This window comes from Micromonospora sp. NPDC049171, from assembly GCF_040648275.1.
In the GTDB taxonomy this organism is placed as follows: Bacteria; Actinomycetota; Actinomycetes; order Mycobacteriales; family Micromonosporaceae; genus Micromonospora.
On record NZ_JBEZDJ010000002.1, the window covers coordinates 179,571 to 199,611 of the forward strand.

Consider the following 20,041-nt stretch of genomic DNA (forward strand, 5'->3'; position numbering starts at 1 on the left):
TACCATGTGGTGCAGAAGGCGACAAATCGGTTATCGTCGCCAAGGGTGACGGTAGTTGAGCCTTCCTCGCATTAACCGGTCTTATGCGAAAAACACCCATATTCGGTACGCGAATCCTCCGCGCGAGCCGTGACGCATAGATTCAGGCCGTTGCCTCAATGGCGGGTCCGCACACCTTGGCAGCGGCCCGTGCCTCCGCTACCGTCCATGGGAACGCTCCCATAAACTTAGAAACATCAATGTGATCAGGAGGCAACACGTCGTGGCTATCCTCTCCTCGCTCCGCCGCAGATCGGCGGCCGGCGTGGCGGCCGTCGCGGGTGCCACCGCCGTCGGCGTCTGCCTCGCCGTCGGCAGTGCCTCCGCCGGCGCGCTGTCCGGATCGCTCTACCGCGACCCGAGTTCGGCAGTCATCCGCTGGGTGGCCGCCAACCCCGGCGACTCGCGTACCGCGGTCATCCGCGACAAGATCGCGAGTCAGCCGCAGGCCCGCTGGTTTGCCAACTTCAACCCGTCGACAGTGCAGTCCGAGGTCTCCGGGTTCGTCGGCGCCGCCAACGCGGCGCAGCAGATTCCGGTGCTGGCGGTGTACGAGATCACCAACCGGGACTGCGGCGGGGCCAGCGCCGGTGGGGCGCCGGACCTCAACCAGTACCAGACGTGGGTGTCCAACTTCGCCAGAGGGCTGGGCAACCAGACCGTCATCATCATCCTGGAAACCGACTCACTCGCCCTGCTGACGTGCCTGAGCAGCAGCGAGATCAACGCCCGCAACCAGGCGATCTCGACCGCCACCCGGACCATCAAGTCGGGCAACCCCAACGCCAAGGTGTACCTCGACGCCGGCCACTCCACCTGGAACAGCGCGGGTGAGACGGCCAACCGGCTTCGGGCGGCCGGCGTGCAGTACGCCGACGGCTTCTTCACCAACGTGTCGAACTACAACTCCACCTCCAGTGAGGCCAACTTCGGCCGGGCGGTCATCTCCGCCCTCAACGGCATGGGCATCTCGGGTAAGCGCCAGGTCATCGACACCAGCCGCAACGGGGGCGCCAGCGGGGACTGGTGCGGTGACGACAACACCGACCGGCGCATCGGGCAGTACCCGACGACCAACACCGGCGACAGCAACATCGACGCGTACCTCTGGGTGAAGCCGCCGGGGGAGGCGGACGGTTGCCGCTACACGGCCGGTTCGTTCCAGCCCGACCTGGCCTTCAGCCTGGCCAACGGCGCGCCCAACCCGCCCACCACCGCACCGCCGACGACCGCACCGCCGACCACCGCCCCGCCGACGACCCCGCCGCCGACCGGTAACGGCTGCCTCGCGTCCGTGGTGATCAACCAGTGGACCGGCGGCTTCACCGCGAGCGTGACGGTCACCGCCGGCTCCGCGGACATCAACGGCTGGACCGTGACCGTCACGCTGCCCGGCGGCGCCTCGGTCACCGGCACCTGGAGTGCCCAGGCCAGCGGCACCAGCGGCACCGTCCGGTTCACCAACGTGGGCTACAACGGACACGTCGGCGCCGGGCAGTCGACCAACTTCGGTTTCCAGGGTTCCGGCACCGGCCCGAGCGCGACGGCCACCTGCGCGGCCAGCTGACACCCACCCGATGCCGAGGCCCGGCGCGGAGGACCACCTCCGCGCCGGGCCCGGCCCCGTTCTGCGGGTACGGCCGGACGAACCTGACCGCCCCACGACTGTCGACTGGTCGGACTCAGCCGCTCACGGCTCCTCCGGTCACCTGCTCAGTCGGCCACAGCGGAGCACAGATGGTAGAGCGTCAGCGCGGCCAGGGACGGCGCGTCGACGAGCTGCTTCGCGAGTATCAACTCCGCGACCTCGTCATCGGTGAACCCCTGGTGGCGCATCCCCTGCTCGGTGACCTCGCGTCGGGCTCGCCCTCGGTCAACCCGGTGGCCAGGTAGATGTCGAAGCCCTGGTTCGAGAAAGCCGTAGGCCGCGAACAGGTGCCCGAGGTGGCGGCGCATCTCCCTCGCCTGCAGACCGGTCTCCTCGGCAAGTTCCTGGCGGGCCAGTGCGAGCTGGTCTCCGCCGTTGCCGACACCCCAACTGCCCTGGGGGAACTCCCAGGCGCGGCGGTCGCGCTGTACGTGTTCGTGCTCTCGCCCCGGCCCCGGGGCCACGTGCGGGCCCGGGCGCTGGATCCGCTGGCCGAGCCACTCATCGACCACGCCTACTTCTCCAACCCGGAGGGCTACGACCGTCAGGTGGCCCTGGACGGCGTCGACCTGGCCCACAAGCTCGCCGAGACCCTTCCGGTGAGCGAGATGGCCACGCTCACCCCGTGGTCACCGGCGCAGCGTGAGGCGATTGCCGACATGCCCGGTGGGTACTGGCATCCCGTCGGCACCTGTGCGAAGGGACCGGACAGCGATCCCGCGGCGGTGGCGGGTGCCGACGGGCGCGTGCAGCGCGCTATGCCGCTCGGCACCGCACGTCCCGACCGCATCCGCGCCTGCCGCGATGCGGCGACCCGGGCGCCCGATCTGACCCACGACGAGTGGTACGAGCTGTGGTTGACCGCTCGGGACGGGGCGTTGCCGTAGCCGCCGGTACATTTGTCACCCCGGACCGGGTATCCGTGGCTCTGCAGGCATCCTCCCCGTGTTCCTAGCGTGGACCGCATGATTGCCGATGCGACACAGCCATGCGGAGTCACCCGGCGCTTCGTCCCCCGTCCGCGCTGTCGACGAGACGATCGAGGCCGGCACTGTCGAAGAAGAACACCTGCGACACTGCTGCCAGCCGCGGTCGCGGCCCTGTCCGTGGTGCTTGCGGCGACTCCCGCATCCGCCGGCAGTCAGCAGCCCCCGAGTCCGGCGGCCGACACGCCGGCCCGTGCGCTCGCCCACACGGAGAACGGCCTGGTCGAGGGCGCGAGCGGAGCCGGCTACCGGGTTTTCAACGGCGTGCCGTACGCGGCACCACCCACCGGCCCGAACCGCTGGCGCGCACCGCAGCCGGCAGCGGACTGGCACGGCGTCCGGGCCGCGACCGCGCTGCCCGCCGAGTGTGCCCAGAACCCGATAGGCGTGGGAGGCCCGGTCACCGGTGCCGAGGACTGCCTCCACGTCAACGTGACGGCGCCCCCCGCCCGCACCGGCCGACACCCGGTGCTGGTCTTCCTGCACGGCGGCGCGTTCACCGCGGGTTCCGCGAACCAGTACGACCCGCACCGCCTTGCCGCCGACGGCAACCTGGTCGTGGTCACGGTCAACTACCGGCTCGGCGTCTTCGGCTATCTCGGCCTGCCCGACCTGCCCGGCTCCGGCACCTTCGGCCTCCAGGACCAGCAGGCCGCACTGCGCTGGGTGCACCGCAACATCGCCGCGTTCGGCGGAGACCCCCGCAACGTGACACTCGCCGGCGAGTCCAGCGGCGGCATGAGCGTGTGCGCCCAGCTGACCGCGCCGTCGGCGGTGGGCCTGTTCGGCACGGCGATCATCCAGTCCGGATCGTGTCTCACCGACTGGCCGGACGGGCTGTTCCTGCCCGGCAGCCGGGCGGGTTCGCAGTTCAGCAGCCTGGCCGCGGTGCAGGCCCAGGGCACGCAGCTTCGGGATCGGTTGGGCTGCGCCACCGTGGCCTGCCTGCGCGCCGCCTCGTACACCGATCTTCTTCACCAGACCCAGGGCGCCGGCCTGGCGGCGTTCGCGACACCCGCGTACGGCACCCCGCTCCTGCCGTCCCGCCCGGCCGACGCCCTGCGCGCCGGCCGGTACCAGCACATGCCGGTGCTGGAGGGCGGCAACCTCGACGAGCATCGCGCCTTCCTCGGCTTCACCGAGTTGTACCCGGTCCCCAAGCCGTACACGCCGGACGACTACCGGGCCGCGCTGCGCACGGCATTCGGTGACCGGGCCGGCCAGGTCGAGGCCCGCTATCCGATCGCCGAGTGGGGCACGCCCGGCCTGGCCTGGGCGGCCGTCGCCACGGACCGCATCTGGGCCTGCCCGACTCTGGAACAGACCCGCCTGCTCGCCGAGCGCAACCGCGTCTACGGCTATGAATTTGCCGAACGCGACGGCCCGGTCCTGGACCCACGCTATTCCTGGGGCGCCGCGCACGGTCTCGAACTGGCCTACCTGTTCGACATGGATTTCCTGACCGACCAGACGCAGCCCGAACTGCGGTCCCGATTCGTGACCGCGTGGTCGCGTTTCGCCGCCACCGGCACACCCGGCTGGCCCCGCATGCCCTACGTGCAGACCTTCGCCGATGACCGGAGCGGCAACGTGGACCTGGCCGCCGAGCACCAGTGCGGGTTCTGGTCGAGCGTTCCCGGCTGACCCGTCGGCGGTTCGGGGTCTGCCACGTCTTTCCCCACGTCGCGCTCGCGCGACGTGGGGAAAGACCGGATCATCCGGGTGGGATCAGGTGGTGGGGCGGCACAGCGAGTTCTCGTTGGCGCTGCAGTCGGTCAGTTGCAGGGTGTCCACGTTCATGGTCAGGGTCGCCGGTTGCGACCCACCGGACGGTGCCACCACGGAGATCTGTACGGTCGCCGCGTTCGACGGTGCGACCGCTTGGTGGGACCACTCAAGCCAGTTCGACGTCAGGGCGAACGAGCTGCTTGTCGACGTGGACAGCAGCGTGCCGCCGGAGTTGTACCACCGCAGGCGCAGCGCGGCGGTGCCGGAGTCGGCGCGCAGCCGGACGAAGAACTTGTAGTTGTGCCCGACCGTCACCGACGGCTTACGGCTCACCAGCACCGACTTCTCCGCCGACTGCGGTGAGCTGACGAACTGCAGCGAGCGGCGGTTGTCGAAGTAGCGGGCGGAGATGCCGGCATACGAGCCCTGCGGCGTCACCGAGATGGCGGCCCCGGAACCGGAGGTGGTGAACCCGGTGGGGTTCGCGGTGCCCGGCGCCTGCGCCTCGATGGTCCGCTCCTGCGCGGTCAGCAGGTCGTTGTTGGCGCCGACGTCGCAGCAGACCGGCGAGGTGAGCAGCGGATGCACCGCTGTGTTCCTCGTCGTCGTCGACGGGTAGTTGTCCACATAGAAGGACGCGCTGGTCTCGCTCGGGTCGTAGTTCTGGCGGTAGCCCATATCGTAGGCCCACCAGTCGCTCCAGCACATGGTGATGTCGGGGCAGTACTGCTCGAACTGCCAGTTACCGTTGGAGTCCTGCCAGACGTGCTCGGACATGTAGGCGTGGCCGGCGCCGAGCAGGTGCGTCACCTCGTGCCCGACGACGCCGCTGTCCCACACCTCAACGATGGAGACGCAGCCTCCACCGCCACTGGTCGGACACCAGTATGCCGAGGCGGATGGCGCCGCGAACTCCGTCAGGAGCACGTACCAGCGGTTGCTGTCGTCGTACCCCTTGGCCGTGAGCTCGTTCGCGATCGACCAGTAGTCGGTGTTCGGAGTGTCGATCTTCTCCGGCGTGACGATCGCCTGCGCGTACTGGTTGTACGTGCTGGTGGTCGTCGATCGGCAGCTGAACTTGAAGTGCTGGTCGTAGTTGCTGGCCTGGTCGAGCAGCCAGTCGACGCGGTCCATGACGCGGGCGGCGTGCTCGACGTTCGTCGAGTACTGGTTGCCGGTCGAGTCGTTCCACGCGTAGATCACCTGCAGGGCCGCCGGACTGTTGACCGGCGGATTCTTCGGGTCGGTGGCGGTCGTGTCGCAGCCAGCCCTGGGCAGGTTGGTGTTGTTCGGCTGCGCGTAGGGCAGGGTCGGCTCGCTGCCGAGGTTGGCGGCGTAGACCGGTTGCCCGGACGACACCACCACCAACACGCTCACGAGCAGGGAGGCCAGCCCCAGACGGTGACCGCGCCGAATCCGGCGCCCGTTGCCAAGCATGCACATTCTCCCTCGCGTAGGTCGTTACCGTGGCGTGTCGTCGGGGTTTCGACCCGCCGGTTGCAGCAGACCCGATCAACCATATTGATCGCTATGTGTTCAAGCCAACACTCTTCGTTACGGCCGGCGACGGCATCTCGTGGTCGAATGGGACTTCGGTGTGCCCCCGCCGCGAAGAACGGGGATCTCCTAGACGAGGAGCGCCACCACCCCGAAGCCGATGCTCGTGGCCCCGCGCACGGTGCGCTCGCCGTGGAGGTTCGCGATCGAACCCGCACCAGCGGACTCACGACGGTCTTCACCGGCTGGTTGGCCCTGCTGGCGTCGGACCTGAACGCCCTCACCGAGACGGTGGTCCTCGGCTCGGTGGCGCTGACGGCCCTGCTGACCCTGAACGGAATCGCGGTGGCGACGACGGCGGTGATGATCGCCGGCACGGGAGCCGCGTGGGCCAGGCGCTGGTGGACCGTGCGGGGCCGAGTGGCGTACACGATCACGGCCCTCGCGGCCATCAGCTACCTGACGGTGGCCTTCACCTACAACCTCGTCGGAATCCCGGTCGGCTGAGGCGAGCACCGCCTGAGCAGGGTCGCTGGACAATGTCGGAAAAACTTTCTGGTCGACGGCAACCTGTGGGCGACGGATCGCATGTACCCGGGTGTAAGCGACGATCGCCACGATCCATAGGGGCCCGGAATGTCTTCACGTCACCTCCTGCTGCCTTCCGTTGTCGCCGCCCTGGTCGGGCTCGCTGGTTGCAGCTCCACGGCGTCGCCCGGGCCGAGCCCAACCGCACCTGCCCCGACGTCGGCTGCCGCGACCACCGGCACCGTCGGCGCCTCGCCCACGGTGGCTGCCCCGGCGGCCGGGAGCGCCGACTGTCCGTCGGTGGCGACCCTGCAGAAGCTGGTCGAGCTGCCGAAGGGTTGGACCTTCGGCGGTGTCCGGTGTGTGCAGGACTGGGCGGGTGCCGATCCGCAGGGCCCGACGGCCGGGGACGGCGTGTACCTGTTCCACTACGTGGCCGGCGCGGGCTGGAAGTACTACGACCAGGGCAGCGGATGGGACTGCGAGGATCTCGGCCTCACCGCGTCGGCGCCGTTCTGCATCTCGGATCCGGTGCCGGCGACCAGGCCGGCGAACGGTGCGGCCACGGTTGCCAAGTGCCCTTCGGCGAAGACTCTGGAGAAGTTGGTCGAGCTGCCGAAGGGTTGGACCTTCGGCAGTGTCGAGTGTGTGCAGGACTGGGCGGGTGCCGATCCGCAGGGCCCCAACCCCGGCGACGGCGTGTACCTGTTCCGCTTCGTGGTGGGTACGGGTTGGAAGTACTACGGCGACGGCAGCGGGTATGACTGCAAGGATCTCGGCCTCGCCGAGCCGGCGCCGTTCTGCATCTCCTGACCGGGGTGACCTCGGTCGACTGCCTGCGGCGCACACCCCGTACGGTGGGGGTATGGCGGATGCCATAGACGATCTTTTCTGCGAGTTCGTTCGGGCCCGTTCGTCGGCGTTGTTGCGGACGGCGTTCCTGTTGACCGGTGATCGGCATCTGGCTGAGGATCTGGTGCAGGATGCGTTGGCGCGTACCCATCGGGGTCGGCGTCGGCTGGATGATCCGGGGCACTTCGAGGCGTACACCCGTACCGCGATGTATCACCTGCATGTGAGTTGGTGGCGGCGCCGCAGGATCGTCGAGTCCCTGCCCGGGGAGTTGGCTGACGTGGTGCAGCCGGGCGGTGATCATGCTCGGCGTACGGATCTCAAGGTTGTCCTGTACCAGGCTCTTGCCCAGCTCACCAGGCGGCAACGGGCGGTGCTGGTGGTGCGGTTCTTCGAGGACCGTAGTGAGGCTGAGGCCGCGGAGCTGCTGCAGTGCTCGGTCGGCACGATCAAGAGTCAGACCAGCAAGGCGCTGGCCCGTATGCGGCAGATCGCGCCGGAGTTGCTCTCGGCCGTGCTGGAGGAGGCCTGATGACCGACGACCTTGGGCCGCTGCGTCAGGCCATGTCCGAGCTGAGCGAGTACGGCGGCACCGCCGACCTGTACGAGCGTGCCCTGCGTAAGTCGCGGCAGTCGCAACGGCGGATGGCGGTCGGCACCGCCGCCGCGGCCGCGGTGGTGGTGTTCGCCATCGGCGCTACGGTCGCCGTCGCGACCGGCCACCGCCCCGGCCCGTCGACGCCGCCGGCAGCCACTCCCACCGGTGACCGATCCCAGGATCCCGGTTGTCCGTCGACGCAGACCCTCGGGACCCTGGTCGAGCTGCCGCCGGGCTGGTCCTTCGCCCCCACCGGGGTGGAGTGCGTCGAGACGTGGGCCGCGGCCGACGTGCGGCGCCCGGACACCACGGGCGTGATCTACCTGTTCCACCACACGGCCGGCGTGGGCTGGCGATACCACGATCAGGGCGGCGGGTGGAACTGCACGGAACTCGGCCTGACCCAGCCGGCGTCGTTCTGCACGTCCTGACCGCCTGGCTGGGAATCCCCGGCGGACGTCGCCCACGGGTCTGAGCATCAGTTGGCCAGGCTCAACGCCGTCGCAGGTGTTCGGGACTGTTCGACACAACTCGAATGCCTTGCCGACGCAAGCCCGCTTGGCGCACCCTATCCGCGATGACGGATTCGCCGTTCTCAGACGCCCCGCCTGCCTGAGGCGCAGGTCCCAGGCATCCCGCTTCCACTCACCGCAGGTCCGGCCACGCAGGTCAAGAGAGCCAGGAAGCACACCTGCCATCGACGCCGCTTACGCACCGGGAGGCGCAGTTGAGCGAGTTGTACATCGCGGTGCTGGGGCCACTACGGATCCAGGTCGGCCAGGCGACGGTGCGGATCGGGCCCCGGCTCGCGGCGCTGCTGTCGGTGCTCTTGCTCGAGGCCGGCAAGCCCGTCCCGGCGCAGCGCCTGATCGACCTGCTGTGGGACTCGTCGCCATCGGACAGTGCGCCAGTTACGCTGCGCAGCCACGTGTCGCACCTGCGGCGGGCGCTGACGCCACAGCGGCCGCCGAGCGGGGGAGGCGTCCTCGTCACGGTCGGCAGCGGCCGAGGTCTGGCCTACCGACTCGACCTGGCGGCCGAACAGGTCGACGTGCACCGCTTCGAGGAGGCCTGTGCGCAGGGTCGGCGTCTGCTCGTGGACGGTGGCCCTGCGCAGGCCGAACGGGCGGCCGGGCTGATCGGCGCGGCCCTGGCCCTGTGGCGCGGACCGGCGTATCCGGAGGTGGCGGACCGGCCGTTCGCGTTGCCCGAGGTGGCCCGGCTGGAGGCACTGCGCCGCTCGGCCCGCAATGGCCATGCCGAGGCCCTGATCGCGCTGGGTCGGTACACGGAGGCCGTCGGAGACCTGACCCGGCTGGTTGAGGAGGAGCCGTACGACGAAGGCGCCCGGCGGCTGCTCGCCTCGGTGCTGCACGGCCTGCGACGTACGGATGAGGCCGTCCGGGTCTGTCGCACCGGGTTGACGGTGCTGCGGGGCCGTGGCCTGGACGCGCCGGCGCTACAGCAGCTGCTGCGCTCGATTCTCGACGGCGAGGCACCGCTGACGGCCACCGGGCGACCTGCCACCGACGCCGGTCCGGCCCGCGCCGCGCGGGTCGTCTGCCTGCTGCCGCCCGATCCGCCGCGGTTTGCCGCCCGGGCCGCCGAGTTGGCCCACGCGGAGCAGGCGATCCGTGTGGGGGAGAGCCCTGCCACGGTCGTGGTGACCGGGCCGGCCGGGGTGGGCAAGACGACCTTCGCCGTTCGGCTGGGACACGCCCTCGCGGACCGGTTCCCAGACGGAAACCTCTACGTCGACCTGCGTGGCTTCGACCCGAACGGGCCGGTCATGACCACCGCCGAGGCGTTGCGTTGCTTCCTGGACGCGCTGGGCGTGCCCGTACACCGGCTGCCCGCGACCATCGAAGCGCGAGCCGGACTGTACCGCCGGCTGTTGGCCGACCGGCGCATGGTGGTCGTGCTGGACAACGCCCGGAACGCGGATCACGTCCGGCCGTTGCTGCCCGGCGCGACCGGCTGCGCGGTGGTGGTGACCAGCCGTGACCAGCTGGCCAGCCTGGTCACCGTCGACTGCGCCCGGCCGATCGCCCTGGGCGTGCTGTCGGCCGCCGGCTCCCGGGAGCTGATCCGCCGCCGCCTCGGAACGGCGGTGCTCGACGCCGAACCGGAGGCGACCGACCAGATCGTCGCCTCGTGCGGCGGGCTACCGTTGGCGCTGGCCATCGTGGCCGGCCGCGTCGCCGCCAACCCCGACGTCGCGCTGAGTACGCTCGCCCGCCGGTTGCGGGCGGCACGGGGCGGCCTCACCGAATTTGCCAGTGCCGACGCCGCCGCCGACGCGCGGTCGGTGTTCTCCTGGTCCTACCGCACGTTGGATGCCGGACCTGCGCGGTTGTTCCGGTTGCTCGGGCTGCATCCCAGCGCGGGGGTGACCGCCTGCGCCGCGGCGAGCCTGGCCGGCCTGCCGCCGGAGGTGGCCACGGAACACCTGGCCGTCCTGGTTCAGGCGCACCTGGTCACCGTGCCCGGGAAAGGCCGCTACCTGGTGCATGACCTGCTGCGCGGTTACGCCGCCGAGCTGGTCGCGGCCGACCCCGCCGCACACCGGCACGCGGCGCTGCGTCGGGTGCTCGACCACTACCTGCACAGCGCCGTCGCCGCCGACCGGCTCCTGGTGCCGGCCCAGGACCCGATCGCGCCGCCACCGGGCCCGCTGGCCCCCGGGGTGACCGCGGAGCCACTCGGCGACAACCAGCAGGCCCTGGCCTGGCTCACGGCCGAGCACGCGACGCTCGTCCACGCGTGCGACTGGGCGGGCCGGGCCGGTTTCGACACCCATGCGTGGCAGCTCGCCCGGGCCCTGTCGACCTATCTGGAGGATCAGGGCCACTGGTCCGACTGGGCCACCACCCAGCAGTTCGCGTTGACGGCAGTACGGCGCTCGGCCGATCCGGCGGCTGAGGCCGGAGTTCACTACCACCTCGCCCGCGCCTGCCAGCGACTCGGCCGACATGACGACGCCCACGACCACTACCGGTCCGCGCTGACCGGATTCGCCGCGGTCGGCAACCGTGTCCACGAGGCGCACACGCACCGGGGCCTGGGCGGGCTGTTCCAGCGGGAAGGCCGCGCTCAGGAGGCGCTGGGCCACGTCCGCCGGGCACTCGACCTGTACCGCGACGTGGGTCACCAGGCCGGGCAGGGGATGGCGTTGAACAACATCGGGTGGCTGCTCGCCCAGCGGGGTGAGTTCCCGTCGGCCCTGACGTACTGCCGACAGGCTCTCGCCGCGCTGCAGGAGGTCGGTGAGCGCCACGCCGAGGCCGCCACCTGGGACAGCCTCGGCTACATCCAGCACCGGCTGGGTCAGCATCGGCGGGCGATCACCTGCTACCAGCGGGCCCTGGCGCTCTACGAGGATCTCGGTGACCGTTTCGGCATGGCCGAGACCGGTCGCGATCTGGGCGACCTCCAGGCCGGTGTCGGAGACCGGGCGGCGGCCGTCCGGTCCTGGTCGCAGGCGTGGCGAATCCTCGACGAACTCGGTCATCCCGAGGCCGACGAACTGCAGACCCGGCTGGACGTACCGCCGGTGAGCTGAATCCCGGCCCTCGCTGAAGGGCTTCCACCCAGTTTCCACAGCGGCGGTCAATCATCACCTCGGGCCGGTCGCTTCCGCCGGCATCGACGCGGCGCAGGGTGGGGGATGCGGTGTTTCGGTTACCAGTGAGTTGGGTTGGTAGGGCTGCCGCCATTATCGCGATGTGCGGTCTGCTGGCCGTGGCCGGTGGTGTCCCGCCGGCCGATGCGGCCGGTCTCGTGACGGTGAGCGGGCCGGACGCCACGTTGCCGATGACTGGCACTCCGTCGACCCCGCTTGTGGTTTCCGGCGCGGCGGGCGGGACGGGGCGCATGACGGCGGCCGGTGGGTTCTCGAACTGGAGCTACTTCAACAAGCCGTTCAATGACAGTCGATGCAAGTACCAGAGCGTGTCGGTGGCCCGTATGCCGGAGAACAACCGGCTGGACGTGTTCGTGCACCTCTTCTGCGACATCCCGAACACCGCTCAGGCCTACACCTTCCAGGCTGTCCTCATCGGTAACACCTGGCACGGGTGGTACGGGATTATGACTCCGTCGTACGGCTACCTCGGCACGAGTGGGCCGAGCGCCACCTTCGCGAACCAGGACCGGCTCGACATCTTCGGCCAGAGCACCGACTCCCGGCTGCTCCAGTGGGGCTGGCAAAACCCCGACTGGTTCGGCTTCTACGACCACGGTGCCCCCAAGCCATCCGGTTACCACGAGGTTCTCACCAGCGGCCCGGCCGCCACCTGGACTCGCAACGGCAGCCAGTTGCACGTCTTCGGACGGGGCCCCGACTACAAGCTGCACTACACGAAGTACACCGCCGCCGGCTGGGAGAACTGGGTCAAGGTCGACGCCAACCTCAACAGCGAACCGAGCGTCGCCGCGCACGCCAACGGGAACCGCATCGACGTGTTCTACCAGGGTGGCGACAACGCGGTGTGGCAGGTGTACCACCTGGAGAACGGCGGCTGGCAGCAGCGGGTCTCCCTCGGCGGAAACATCACCTCTCCGCCGACCGCCACCTGGGTGCCGAACGGCAGCCGGCTCGACGTCTTCGCCCGCGGCACCGACGGTTACCTGTACCAGAAGTTCTGGACGGCGGCCGGCGGCTGGAGTGGCTGGTTCAACCTGGGCGGTCAGATGGAGTGGGGCAAGGCGCCCGCCGCGTCCTGGCGCAGCGACGGGAACCGGTTGGACATGTTCGTCATCACCCCGGACGACAGGCTGGCCAAGAGCAACTGGATCTGCTGCTGATTCCGGATCGCGTGCAAAGAGGAGTTGGCGTGCACATCCGTCGTAGTCGCCAGGTGCGGGCGCTCACCGCCCTGGCCGTCGCCGCACTGCTCGGCCCGTCGGCCACCCCGGCCCAGGCGCGGCCCGGTGCCGTACCCGCGCCAGCCGGGCGGCCGGCTTCCACGCCGCACGTCCCCGAGCGGGACCGGGCCGCGGTGCTGGGCCCCGGATGGCGCGGCTCCACCGACCGCGCCGTGGTCGGCTCCGGCGACGCGGACGGGTTCCACCTCCTCGTCGCCGACGCCGCCCAGGGGTACGGCTGGTCGACGCTGGCCACCCTCTCCGAACCGGGACTGGACACCGACCGGTGGATCGGCAACGTCTGTGTGACCGGCTCCGGCCGGAGCGCGGTGGTGGTCTACGCGCCGCGAACCTTCACCAACCGGGCGGACCTGTTCGACCGGGGCGGGTTCACCGCCGTCGTCGACCTCCACAGCGGAGCAGTGCGCAAACTTCCTGTCACCTCCAGCCTCGCCTACTTCAATCCTGGCTGCGGGGCAGGGGAGAAGGCCGTCCTCACCCAGGCCGGCGGCGACGAGCTGGACCGGACCCGGCTGATCGAGGTCGACACGGTCACCTCCGCGCTCGGCACTCCCGTCGAGGTCCCCGGCGAGCTGACGTCGCCGGTACCGACAGCGGGCGGGATCGTCGCCGCCGACGCGGGGGCGGTGGTCCGGGTGGACGGCGCGGGACGTCGCCGGGTGCTGACCGCCGCCACCGGCGTTCCGTTCCGCCTCGCCGCCGACGCGGACGGCGGTGTGGTGTTCATGGAGCGCGCCGGTACGGACCGGGTTCTGGTGCGGCGGGCTCCGACCCGTGCGGTGACCACCGGGCGGGCGGTCGCCGCGACGCTGGCGACCGGCCGGCTCACCGACCTGAACGTGACAAGTGGCCGCGGCGGGCGGGTGTTCGTCGCTGGCGTCGGCAAGCTCGACCGGGGGCTGCGGGCCGACACCGGTGTACCCGGCGTGTCCCTGGTGGACGTGCCGGCCGGCGCGCAGCTCTCCCTCTCCGGCGAACTCGCGATCACCTCGGTGCTGCCGGCCGGCACCGCGAGCGCCGAGGCCGGTTCGGCCGGGCAGGTCAAGCTGACCCCCGAGATGGACTCGACCCGGCCGGGCCACGCACCGGGGCGGCAACCGTTGACGATCGCGGCCACGTCGCTGACCACCGGCCGCGCCGCGAGCTTCCTCGTGTCGGCGCAGGAGCCGGCAGCCGGCCGGACAGCCGACGGCGGCCGGCAGCTCAGCCCAGCGGTGCGGACCTCGGCATCACCGGCGACCCGGCGGCTGGCGGGGGACCCGAACGATCCGGGTGCGCTCGCCGAACGGGTGTGCGCGGTTGCCCGCAACGACCCCGCGAACCAGGCGGTGCAACCGCGGCCCCGGCAGGTGGAGTGGGCCGTCGACCAGGCCGTCCGGCACGCGTTGACGGTGCAGCGACCGGCCAACTGGAAGAACCTGGGCATGCCGGCGTACACCCCGCAGGGGCTCTTTCCGCCGGTGTCACTGGTCGGGGGTGGTTACGTACCCGCCCAGGTGATGCTCGGGGTGGCGGCGCAGGAGTCCAACCTGTGGCAGGCGCCGCGCTTCGTCGTACCGGGCGTGACGGCGAATCCGCTCATCGGAAACTACTTCGGCGTCGACATCTACAACAGCGACGAGTCCGACGACTGGACGATCAACTGGTCCGAGGCCGACTGCGGCTACGGCGTGACGCAGGTGACCGACGGCATGCGCCTGGCCGGGCGGGAACGACCGGGGGAGACCGCGCTGCCGTATCAGAAGCAGAGGGCGGTGGCGCTCGACTTCGCCGCCAACATCGCGGCCGGGCTGCAAATCCTCCAGCAGAAGTGGAACCAGGTCAGATCCGCGGGAATGACACTCAACAACGGCGACCCGGCCAAGCTCGAAAACTGGTTCTACGCCGTGTGGGCGTACAACTCAGGCTTCTACCCGGACAGGGGCGACGGGTCGCCCTGGGGGCTCGGCTGGGCGAACAACCCGGCCAACCCGCGCTACCCCGCGAACCGCACCGCGTTCCTGGACGTGTCCTACGCCGACGCCGCGCATCCTCAGCACTGGCCGTACCCGGAAAAGATCATGGGCTGGGCCGGCCACCCGGTAGAGGTGCTGGACGCGCCGAACACCCTGGTCGCCGGATTCCGCCCCGCCTGGTGGAACGGCACCGCGACGACCGCCCCGCAGAACCGCAGCGCGGTGAAGCCGCCGGTGAACCAGTTCTGCAACGCCTCCAACCAGTGCCAACCTGGGCAGGCGTACCCGCCCGACGCCCCGGACGTCATCGGTGAGCCGGCGGGACCGTGCGCCCACCGGGACAGCGCCGGCCGGATCGACCTGCGCTGCTGGTACCACCAGTCCAGCACCTGGAAGTGGGACTGCTCGTACAGTTGCGGCAACGAACTGCTGCGCTTCGACCCCGGGTACGCGTACCAGGAGGACGGCACGGCCTATCCGCCGACGTGCACCCTGGACGGGCTGCCGGCCAATGCGCGGATCGTCGACGACGTGCCGGACGGGACACCCGCGGTCCGGCCCAACTGCGGGCGTCCATGGAACAACGCCGGCACGTTCAGCCTCACCTTTCCGGCGGACGCCGCCGGCCAGTATCCCGGCAAGATAGACACACATCAGCTCGGCGGCGGATTCGGCGGGCACTTTTGGTTCACCCACACCAGGACCGCCGACGACGAGGACGGCAAGCTCGCGGTCACGGCGAAGTGGCGGCTCAGCACGTCGCACAACGGGCCGATGCGGATCATGGTCGCGTTGCCGGACCACGGCGCGCACACCGCCCAGGCGCGCTACACCATCCGGACCGCGCAGGGGAACCGCACCCGGACGCTCAAGCAGCAGGGCAGCGCCAACCGGTGGGTTCCGCTGGGCACCTATCTGTTCAACGGCGTACCCGAGGTGACCCTGAGCTCGGTCACCCCGGACGGCGACGGCAGCGACAACATCGCCTTCGACGCGGTGGCCTTCGTGCCGGTCAGCGGCACCTACCGCGAGGAGTCCATCGAGGCGGTCGCCGTCTTCGACGAGAACCAGAACGTCGACGTGTCCGCCCCGGCCTCCTGGATCTCCGGTCCGATGGCGGGCCAACAGGCGCTCTACGACTGGGCGCTGCATCGCAGCGGGGACCTCCTGGCCCTGCCGATCTGTTCGACGCCGCCGCTCGGACAGTGCGTGACCACGCAACTGCGCCAGTTCGCCCAGAGGTGGCGGGACGAGGTGCTGGCGGCCGGTACCGACCCGGTGAACCACCCGCCCGGCAACAGCGTCGGCCGCTGGCTCGGAATCGCCCAGCCGTACACCGATCGGCCGACGAGCAGTCAACGACCTGCCCACTTCGACGACGACGACCGGATCAAGAATCGGGTGAAGGCGACTGTCTCGTTCGTCGTCGGTCCGGACGGCTTCGTGATCCCGGGCAGCGAGTCCGCGACGTACGAGCATCGCACCGGCAACACCCACCTGCCGCGGTTCGTCCGGGACCTGTTCGAGTCGATGCGGCACAGCTTCGGGATCCAGCCGCCGAATCTGCAGTACACGTTGCCGGACCTCAACGCCCACGACGGAGGCCTGACGACGGCGAATCCGGCCGTCGACGGGAAACTGCCCGGCCGGGCCTACGCCTTCGCCGGCCGAGCGCCCGCTCTGGTCGACGCCACCGGCGCCCGCTCGGACGCGCAGGCAACCTGCGTCGTCGCCCTCACCGTCGGCGGCGGGTCGATCGGCTATCGGCCGATGCTCGGCACGTCCGGGCCTCCGACGGCGATGGCCGACTGGGTGGGCCAGATCAACGCCCACCCGGTCGCCGCGCAGTCGGTCCGGGACCTCGCCGACGACATCCGGCGGCTCTTCTTCGACGCGGGTCTCGCACCGGGCGCCGACGCGAGCAGCTTCGTCCACGCGCCTCCGATCTGGCAGGAGTTGCACTTCAAGGCCTGCGCGAACGGGACGATGCAGCGGATCGAAAACCTACCGCTGCTGCGGTCGAGTTGGATGCCGGACCAGTACCTGTACCGCAACGGCTCCGCCATCAACCACGACGGCCAGGCCTCCGCCAGCAGCCTCCCGGTCACCCGGGGCGACTTCCAGATGTTCAGCAAGCTGCCCGACCTGCCGGGCAACCCCTGGTCACCCAGCCCGTTCGGTCAGTGCACCGAATTGACCGGCCAGTCCGGGAACCCGTGGGACATGTCCCCGTTCCCGTCGCTGGAGCAGCCGATCCCGGCACCTCCTGCCGCGAACCCGGACCGGGCGCATTTCTGCCTCAACACGACGCTGCCCAGCGATCCCGGGCACAGCAGTTACGGAGGTTGACGGACGGGTTCGGGGGGACCCGGGGATTCGGCTGCCGTGGCGATCGCTGTGCTAGGAATCCACGGCGTCGCGGTGGCGGCGGGGGCCTGGTACGCCCTGGGACTGCGACATCGACCGCAGTCCCAGGTAGAGGAACGGCAACAGCAGGAATAGGTCGGCCAGGTGCGCGATGGACGCCTCCCGGGTGATGCGGCTCAGCGGGAACACGACCGCGCCCAGGCTGACCATGATGCCGACCGGAAGTGGCGCCACGCGCGTCCTCGCCAGCACGAGGCCCAGGACGAACAGGCTGATGGGAAACAGCGGTCCGCACGTCCAGTACACCGCGAACGCGGCGAACGGGTGCTCGCCGAGTCGTTCGACCGCATCGGCGTGGGAGACGGCGAACAGGCCCTCGTGAATACTCTGTACGCCGTAGGCCACCCCGCCGATCGCGCCGAACACCGTTACCGGCAACCCGACCGCGACGTACCTCGGCGTGATGGGCCGCAGCCGCTCGAACAACCCGATCAGCCCGATGAGCCAGCACGCGGTCGACAACACGATGATCGTGCCGGCGGTGCTGCCCTGAGTGTCGTTCTGCCAGAAGAAGCCGGCGAGCAGATTCAACGCCGGACCCAAGATGAGAAACATGACCGGAACGCTACGAGCGGCGTACCCGTACCGGATCTGCCATCGGTGGGCGTCGGCCTACCGCAGTCGCGGTAGGCCGGCAAGCCCGCTGCGGTACGCGAACACGACCAGCTGGGCCCGATCGCGCGCCCCGAGCTTCGTCATCGCCCGGTTGGTGTGGGTCTTCGCCGTGGCCGGGCTCATCCTCAGCCGGTCCGCCACCTCCACTGTCGACAGGCCGTCGGCGACGAGGCCGACCACCTCCCGCTCCCGCGAGGTCAGGCTGTCGAGGCCGGGGACTTCTGGACCGCTGGCGAAGGCGGCGATCAGCCGTCTGGTCACGGCGGGCGCCAGCAGCGCGTCACCGGCGGCGACCAAGCGTACCGCCCGCCGCAGCTCGTCCGGCTCCAGATCCTTGAGCAGGAACCCGCTCGCGCCGGCCTGCAGCGCCGCGAAGACGTACTCGTCCAACTCGAAGGTGGTCAGCACCACAACACGTACGTCGGGCAACCTGGCATCGGCGAGGATGCGCCGGGCGGCCGTCAAACCGTCAGTGCCCGGCATCCGGATGTCCATCAACACGACATCCGGCCGGTGCGCCCGGGTGAGAGCGATCGCCTCCTCCCCATCGGTTGCCTCCGCGACAACCTCGATGTCCGGCGCCCGCTCCAGCAGGACCCGGAAGCCCGCGCGGACGAGGGTCTGGTCGTCGGCCAGCAGGACCCGAACCGTCATACCGGCAACCACCCCCGCACCTCGAAGCCGCCGCCGTCGGCCGGCCCCGCTCGAAGCCACCCACCCAGCCCACCGGCGCGCTCGGCCATGCCACGCAGCCCGTTGCCGGCTACCGGGACGCCACCCCGCCCGTTGTCGCGCACCGTGACCGACAGTCCGTCGGGACGGTATCCGACACGTACCTCGATCCGGGCCGCACCGGCGTGCCGCAACGCGTTCGTCACCGCCTCTTGGACGATGCGGTAAGCGGTGGTTTCCACGGCCCGCGGCAACGCCCGCGGCTCGCCATCGCAGGTCACGACCGCACCTGTCGACTCGGCCAGCGCGGGCAGCCGATCGAGCGTGGGCGTCGGCGGCTCCGGCCCGGCCGCCGGGGTGCCGTCGCGCAGCACGCCCACCGCCGCGCGTAACTCCACCATCGCCTCGCGGCTGGCCCGGCGCACCTCGCGCAGCGCGGCTCGGGCCTGGGCGGGATCCTCGTCCAGCACGTCGGCCGCGACGCCCGCCTGCACCGACACCACGGCCAAGGTGTGCGCCGTGACGTCGTGGAGCTCCCGGGCGATGCGGATACGCTCCTCGACGACCCGCTGCTCGGCGGCCCGGCTCTGGTCGGCCGCCAGCAACGCCAGCTGGGTCCGGCGCCCGCGCACCACCTCGCCGAGCAGCAACGCCGCCACGAACACCACAGTCGAGCTGTCCAGCGACGTGTCGAACGGCCGCGCGCCGGCCACCGCCACCCGCCCCTGGGCATCCAGGAGCACGAACAGGGCCGCGACGATGAGACCCACGCGCTGCCGCGACGCCGCACCGACGGAGTACAGCGCGACCCACGCGGGCACCGCCGTCGCGCCACCGGGGTAGTGGTAGATGTGGTAGGCCAGGTAGAGCCCGCCCACCAGGGCCAGCACACCGACCGGCCACCGCCGTCGAACGAACAGCACGAACACCATCACGGCGGCGGCAGCGTACGCCCACAGGTCCGGCACTCGGTCACCCAGCGCGACCGGCGTCGTCGCGAGCCGGTACGCGGTCAACACGCCCACGGCCGCCACGATCATCGTCTCCACGACCCAACGCCGCATACCGCCAGACAGTACGGACTGCCGGACCCATCGACATACCACGAACGTCGTATCCGCCTCGGGTGAGCCGGTTACCGGCAGAACAGGACGCCTTGGCGAAGACCTCCGCGTATGGTTACTACTGTGACGTCAGGTGCCACAGACGCACCCTTCCTGTGCTGTCCTGAGTGAGGAGACGGCTTCCGTCGGGGCTGAAGGTCATTCCATTGATGGCCCGATTGATCCATGGTTCTGGGACCTGGGTTCCATCGATTTTGTAGAACCGCACACGGTCGTCCCCATCGGCAACGGCCAGGGTCTGTCCATCGGGCCGGAAGGCGACGTCGCCCCCCGGCGATCGCCTCGATCGTGACGACGAACCGGCTGGCCGAGGAGTTCCAGAGCCGGACGTTCTCACCGAGACCTGCGATGGCCACCAGTTGCCCATCAGAGCTGACCGCAACCGCCGGACGGGTTCGGTCGGAATCGATCCGGCCGATCTCGGCTCCCGTGCGTGTGTCCCACAGTGATGCCGAATACTTCATATGCTCGGAGAGGACCGGCTC

General features: G+C 70.3%; 16 protein-coding genes and 1 pseudogene. 10 read left to right on the forward strand and 7 right to left on the reverse strand.

All coding sequences use genetic code 11. The features are described from left to right. Window positions 1-262: 262 nt before the first annotated feature. Entirely contained in the window at window positions 263-1,606 is a 1,344-nt protein-coding gene (locus AB0B14_RS03560) for a glycoside hydrolase family 6 protein (RefSeq protein WP_357521075.1), read from the forward strand. A gap of 146 nt (window positions 1,607-1,752) precedes the next feature. Here AB0B14_RS03560 and AB0B14_RS03565 read toward each other — a convergent pair whose 3' ends face one another. Both AB0B14_RS03565 and AB0B14_RS03570 read right to left on the reverse strand, forming a co-directional pair. Then, window positions 1,753-1,875 (reverse strand): hypothetical protein, encoded by a 123-nt coding sequence (locus tag AB0B14_RS03565; RefSeq protein WP_357521318.1) that lies wholly within the window; start codon window positions 1,873-1,875, stop codon window positions 1,753-1,755. A 21-nt stretch (window positions 1,876-1,896) separates the two neighbouring features. Further along, window positions 1,897-2,199 (reverse strand): annotated as a pseudogene (locus AB0B14_RS03570) (hypothetical protein); the annotation flags it as partial. Between AB0B14_RS03570 and AB0B14_RS03575 the strand changes: the two are divergent. Beyond that, entirely contained in the window at window positions 2,125-2,574 is a 450-nt protein-coding gene (locus tag AB0B14_RS03575; protein WP_357521077.1) for a GMC oxidoreductase, read from the forward strand. The pseudogene AB0B14_RS03570 and the gene AB0B14_RS03575 overlap by 75 nt on opposite strands. Window positions 2,575-2,796: 222 nt before the next feature. Then, the gene (locus AB0B14_RS03580) at window positions 2,797-4,317 is read left to right on the forward strand and encodes a carboxylesterase family protein (protein WP_357521079.1); all 1,521 of its coding nucleotides are present in this window, start codon (window positions 2,797-2,799) and stop codon (window positions 4,315-4,317) included. Between the two features lie 84 nt (window positions 4,318-4,401). Here AB0B14_RS03580 and AB0B14_RS03585 read toward each other — a convergent pair whose 3' ends face one another. After that, window positions 4,402-5,838, reverse strand: coding sequence for a hypothetical protein (locus AB0B14_RS03585; protein WP_357072269.1), 1,437 nt, complete (start codon window positions 5,836-5,838; stop codon window positions 4,402-4,404). A gap of 252 nt (window positions 5,839-6,090) precedes the next feature. Between AB0B14_RS03585 and AB0B14_RS03590 the strand changes: the two genes are divergently transcribed. The 7 genes from AB0B14_RS03590 to AB0B14_RS03620 all read left to right on the forward strand — a co-directional run bounded on the left by AB0B14_RS03590 (window position 6,091) and on the right by AB0B14_RS03620 (window position 17,067). After that, complete coding sequence (locus AB0B14_RS03590; RefSeq protein WP_357072266.1) at window positions 6,091-6,405, forward strand: hypothetical protein; 315 nt, start codon at window positions 6,091-6,093, stop codon at window positions 6,403-6,405. A 321-nt stretch (window positions 6,406-6,726) separates the two neighbouring features. After that, window positions 6,727-7,239: a hypothetical protein gene (locus AB0B14_RS03595; protein ID WP_357072263.1), complete on the forward strand. Its 513-nt coding sequence runs from the start codon at window positions 6,727-6,729 to the stop codon at window positions 7,237-7,239. Between the two features lie 52 nt (window positions 7,240-7,291). Further along, complete coding sequence (locus tag AB0B14_RS03600; protein WP_357072260.1) at window positions 7,292-7,810, forward strand: SigE family RNA polymerase sigma factor; 519 nt, start codon at window positions 7,292-7,294, stop codon at window positions 7,808-7,810. Continuing rightward, the gene (locus tag AB0B14_RS03605; RefSeq protein WP_357521081.1) at window positions 7,810-8,307 is read left to right on the forward strand and encodes a hypothetical protein; all 498 of its coding nucleotides are present in this window, start codon (window positions 7,810-7,812) and stop codon (window positions 8,305-8,307) included. The genes AB0B14_RS03600 and AB0B14_RS03605 overlap by 1 nt, the downstream gene beginning before the upstream one ends. A gap of 296 nt (window positions 8,308-8,603) precedes the next feature. Beyond that, entirely contained in the window at window positions 8,604-11,438 is a 2,835-nt protein-coding gene (locus tag AB0B14_RS03610) for a tetratricopeptide repeat protein (protein WP_357521083.1), read from the forward strand. Between the two features lie 161 nt (window positions 11,439-11,599). Then, entirely contained in the window at window positions 11,600-12,682 is a 1,083-nt protein-coding gene (locus tag AB0B14_RS03615) for a hypothetical protein (RefSeq protein WP_357072251.1), read from the forward strand. 29 nt (window positions 12,683-12,711) lie between these two features. Then, a complete protein-coding gene (locus tag AB0B14_RS03620; RefSeq protein ID WP_357521085.1) occupies window positions 12,712-17,067 on the forward strand; it encodes a hypothetical protein in 4,356 nt (1,451 codons plus the stop codon). A gap of 51 nt (window positions 17,068-17,118) precedes the next feature. On the opposite strand, the gene AB0B14_RS03625 is transcribed toward AB0B14_RS03620, so the two are convergent. The 4 genes from AB0B14_RS03625 to AB0B14_RS03640 form a co-directional block, all read right to left on the reverse strand. Then, on the reverse strand, window positions 17,119-17,700 hold the full coding sequence (locus AB0B14_RS03625) for a hypothetical protein (protein ID WP_357521087.1): 582 nt from the start codon (window positions 17,698-17,700) through the stop codon (window positions 17,119-17,121). Between the two features lie 57 nt (window positions 17,701-17,757). Then, window positions 17,758-18,414, reverse strand: coding sequence for a response regulator transcription factor (locus AB0B14_RS03630; RefSeq protein WP_357521089.1), 657 nt, complete (start codon window positions 18,412-18,414; stop codon window positions 17,758-17,760). Beyond that, complete coding sequence (locus AB0B14_RS03635) at window positions 18,411-19,496, reverse strand: sensor histidine kinase (RefSeq protein WP_357521091.1); 1,086 nt, start codon at window positions 19,494-19,496, stop codon at window positions 18,411-18,413. Before AB0B14_RS03635 ends, AB0B14_RS03630 begins: the two co-directional genes overlap by 4 nt. A gap of 118 nt (window positions 19,497-19,614) precedes the next feature. Next, a complete protein-coding gene (locus AB0B14_RS03640; protein ID WP_357521093.1) occupies window positions 19,615-19,923 on the reverse strand; it encodes a WD40 repeat domain-containing protein in 309 nt (102 codons plus the stop codon). Window positions 19,924-20,041: the final 118 nt, after the last annotated feature.

Coding starts and splice junctions, on each gene's coding strand:
- AB0B14_RS03565 (WP_357521318.1), bottom strand. CDS start 1,875: ATGCGCCACCAGGGGTTCACCGATGACGAGGTCGCGGAGTTGATACTC.
- AB0B14_RS03585 (WP_357072269.1), bottom strand. CDS start 5,838: ATGCTTGGCAACGGGCGCCGGATTCGGCGCGGTCACCGTCTGGGGCTG.
- AB0B14_RS03600 (WP_357072260.1), top strand. CDS start 7,292: ATGGCGGATGCCATAGACGATCTTTTCTGCGAGTTCGTTCGGGCCCGT.
- AB0B14_RS03605 (WP_357521081.1), top strand. CDS start 7,810: ATGACCGACGACCTTGGGCCGCTGCGTCAGGCCATGTCCGAGCTGAGC.
- AB0B14_RS03615 (WP_357072251.1), top strand. CDS start 11,600: ATGTGCGGTCTGCTGGCCGTGGCCGGTGGTGTCCCGCCGGCCGATGCG.
- AB0B14_RS03625 (WP_357521087.1), bottom strand. CDS start 17,700: ATGTTTCTCATCTTGGGTCCGGCGTTGAATCTGCTCGCCGGCTTCTTC.
- AB0B14_RS03630 (WP_357521089.1), bottom strand. CDS start 18,414: ATGACGGTTCGGGTCCTGCTGGCCGACGACCAGACCCTCGTCCGCGCG.
- AB0B14_RS03635 (WP_357521091.1), bottom strand. CDS start 19,496: ATGCGGCGTTGGGTCGTGGAGACGATGATCGTGGCGGCCGTGGGCGTG.
- AB0B14_RS03640 (WP_357521093.1), bottom strand. CDS start 19,923: ATGGGCAACTGGTGGCCATCGCAGGTCTCGGTGAGAACGTCCGGCTCT.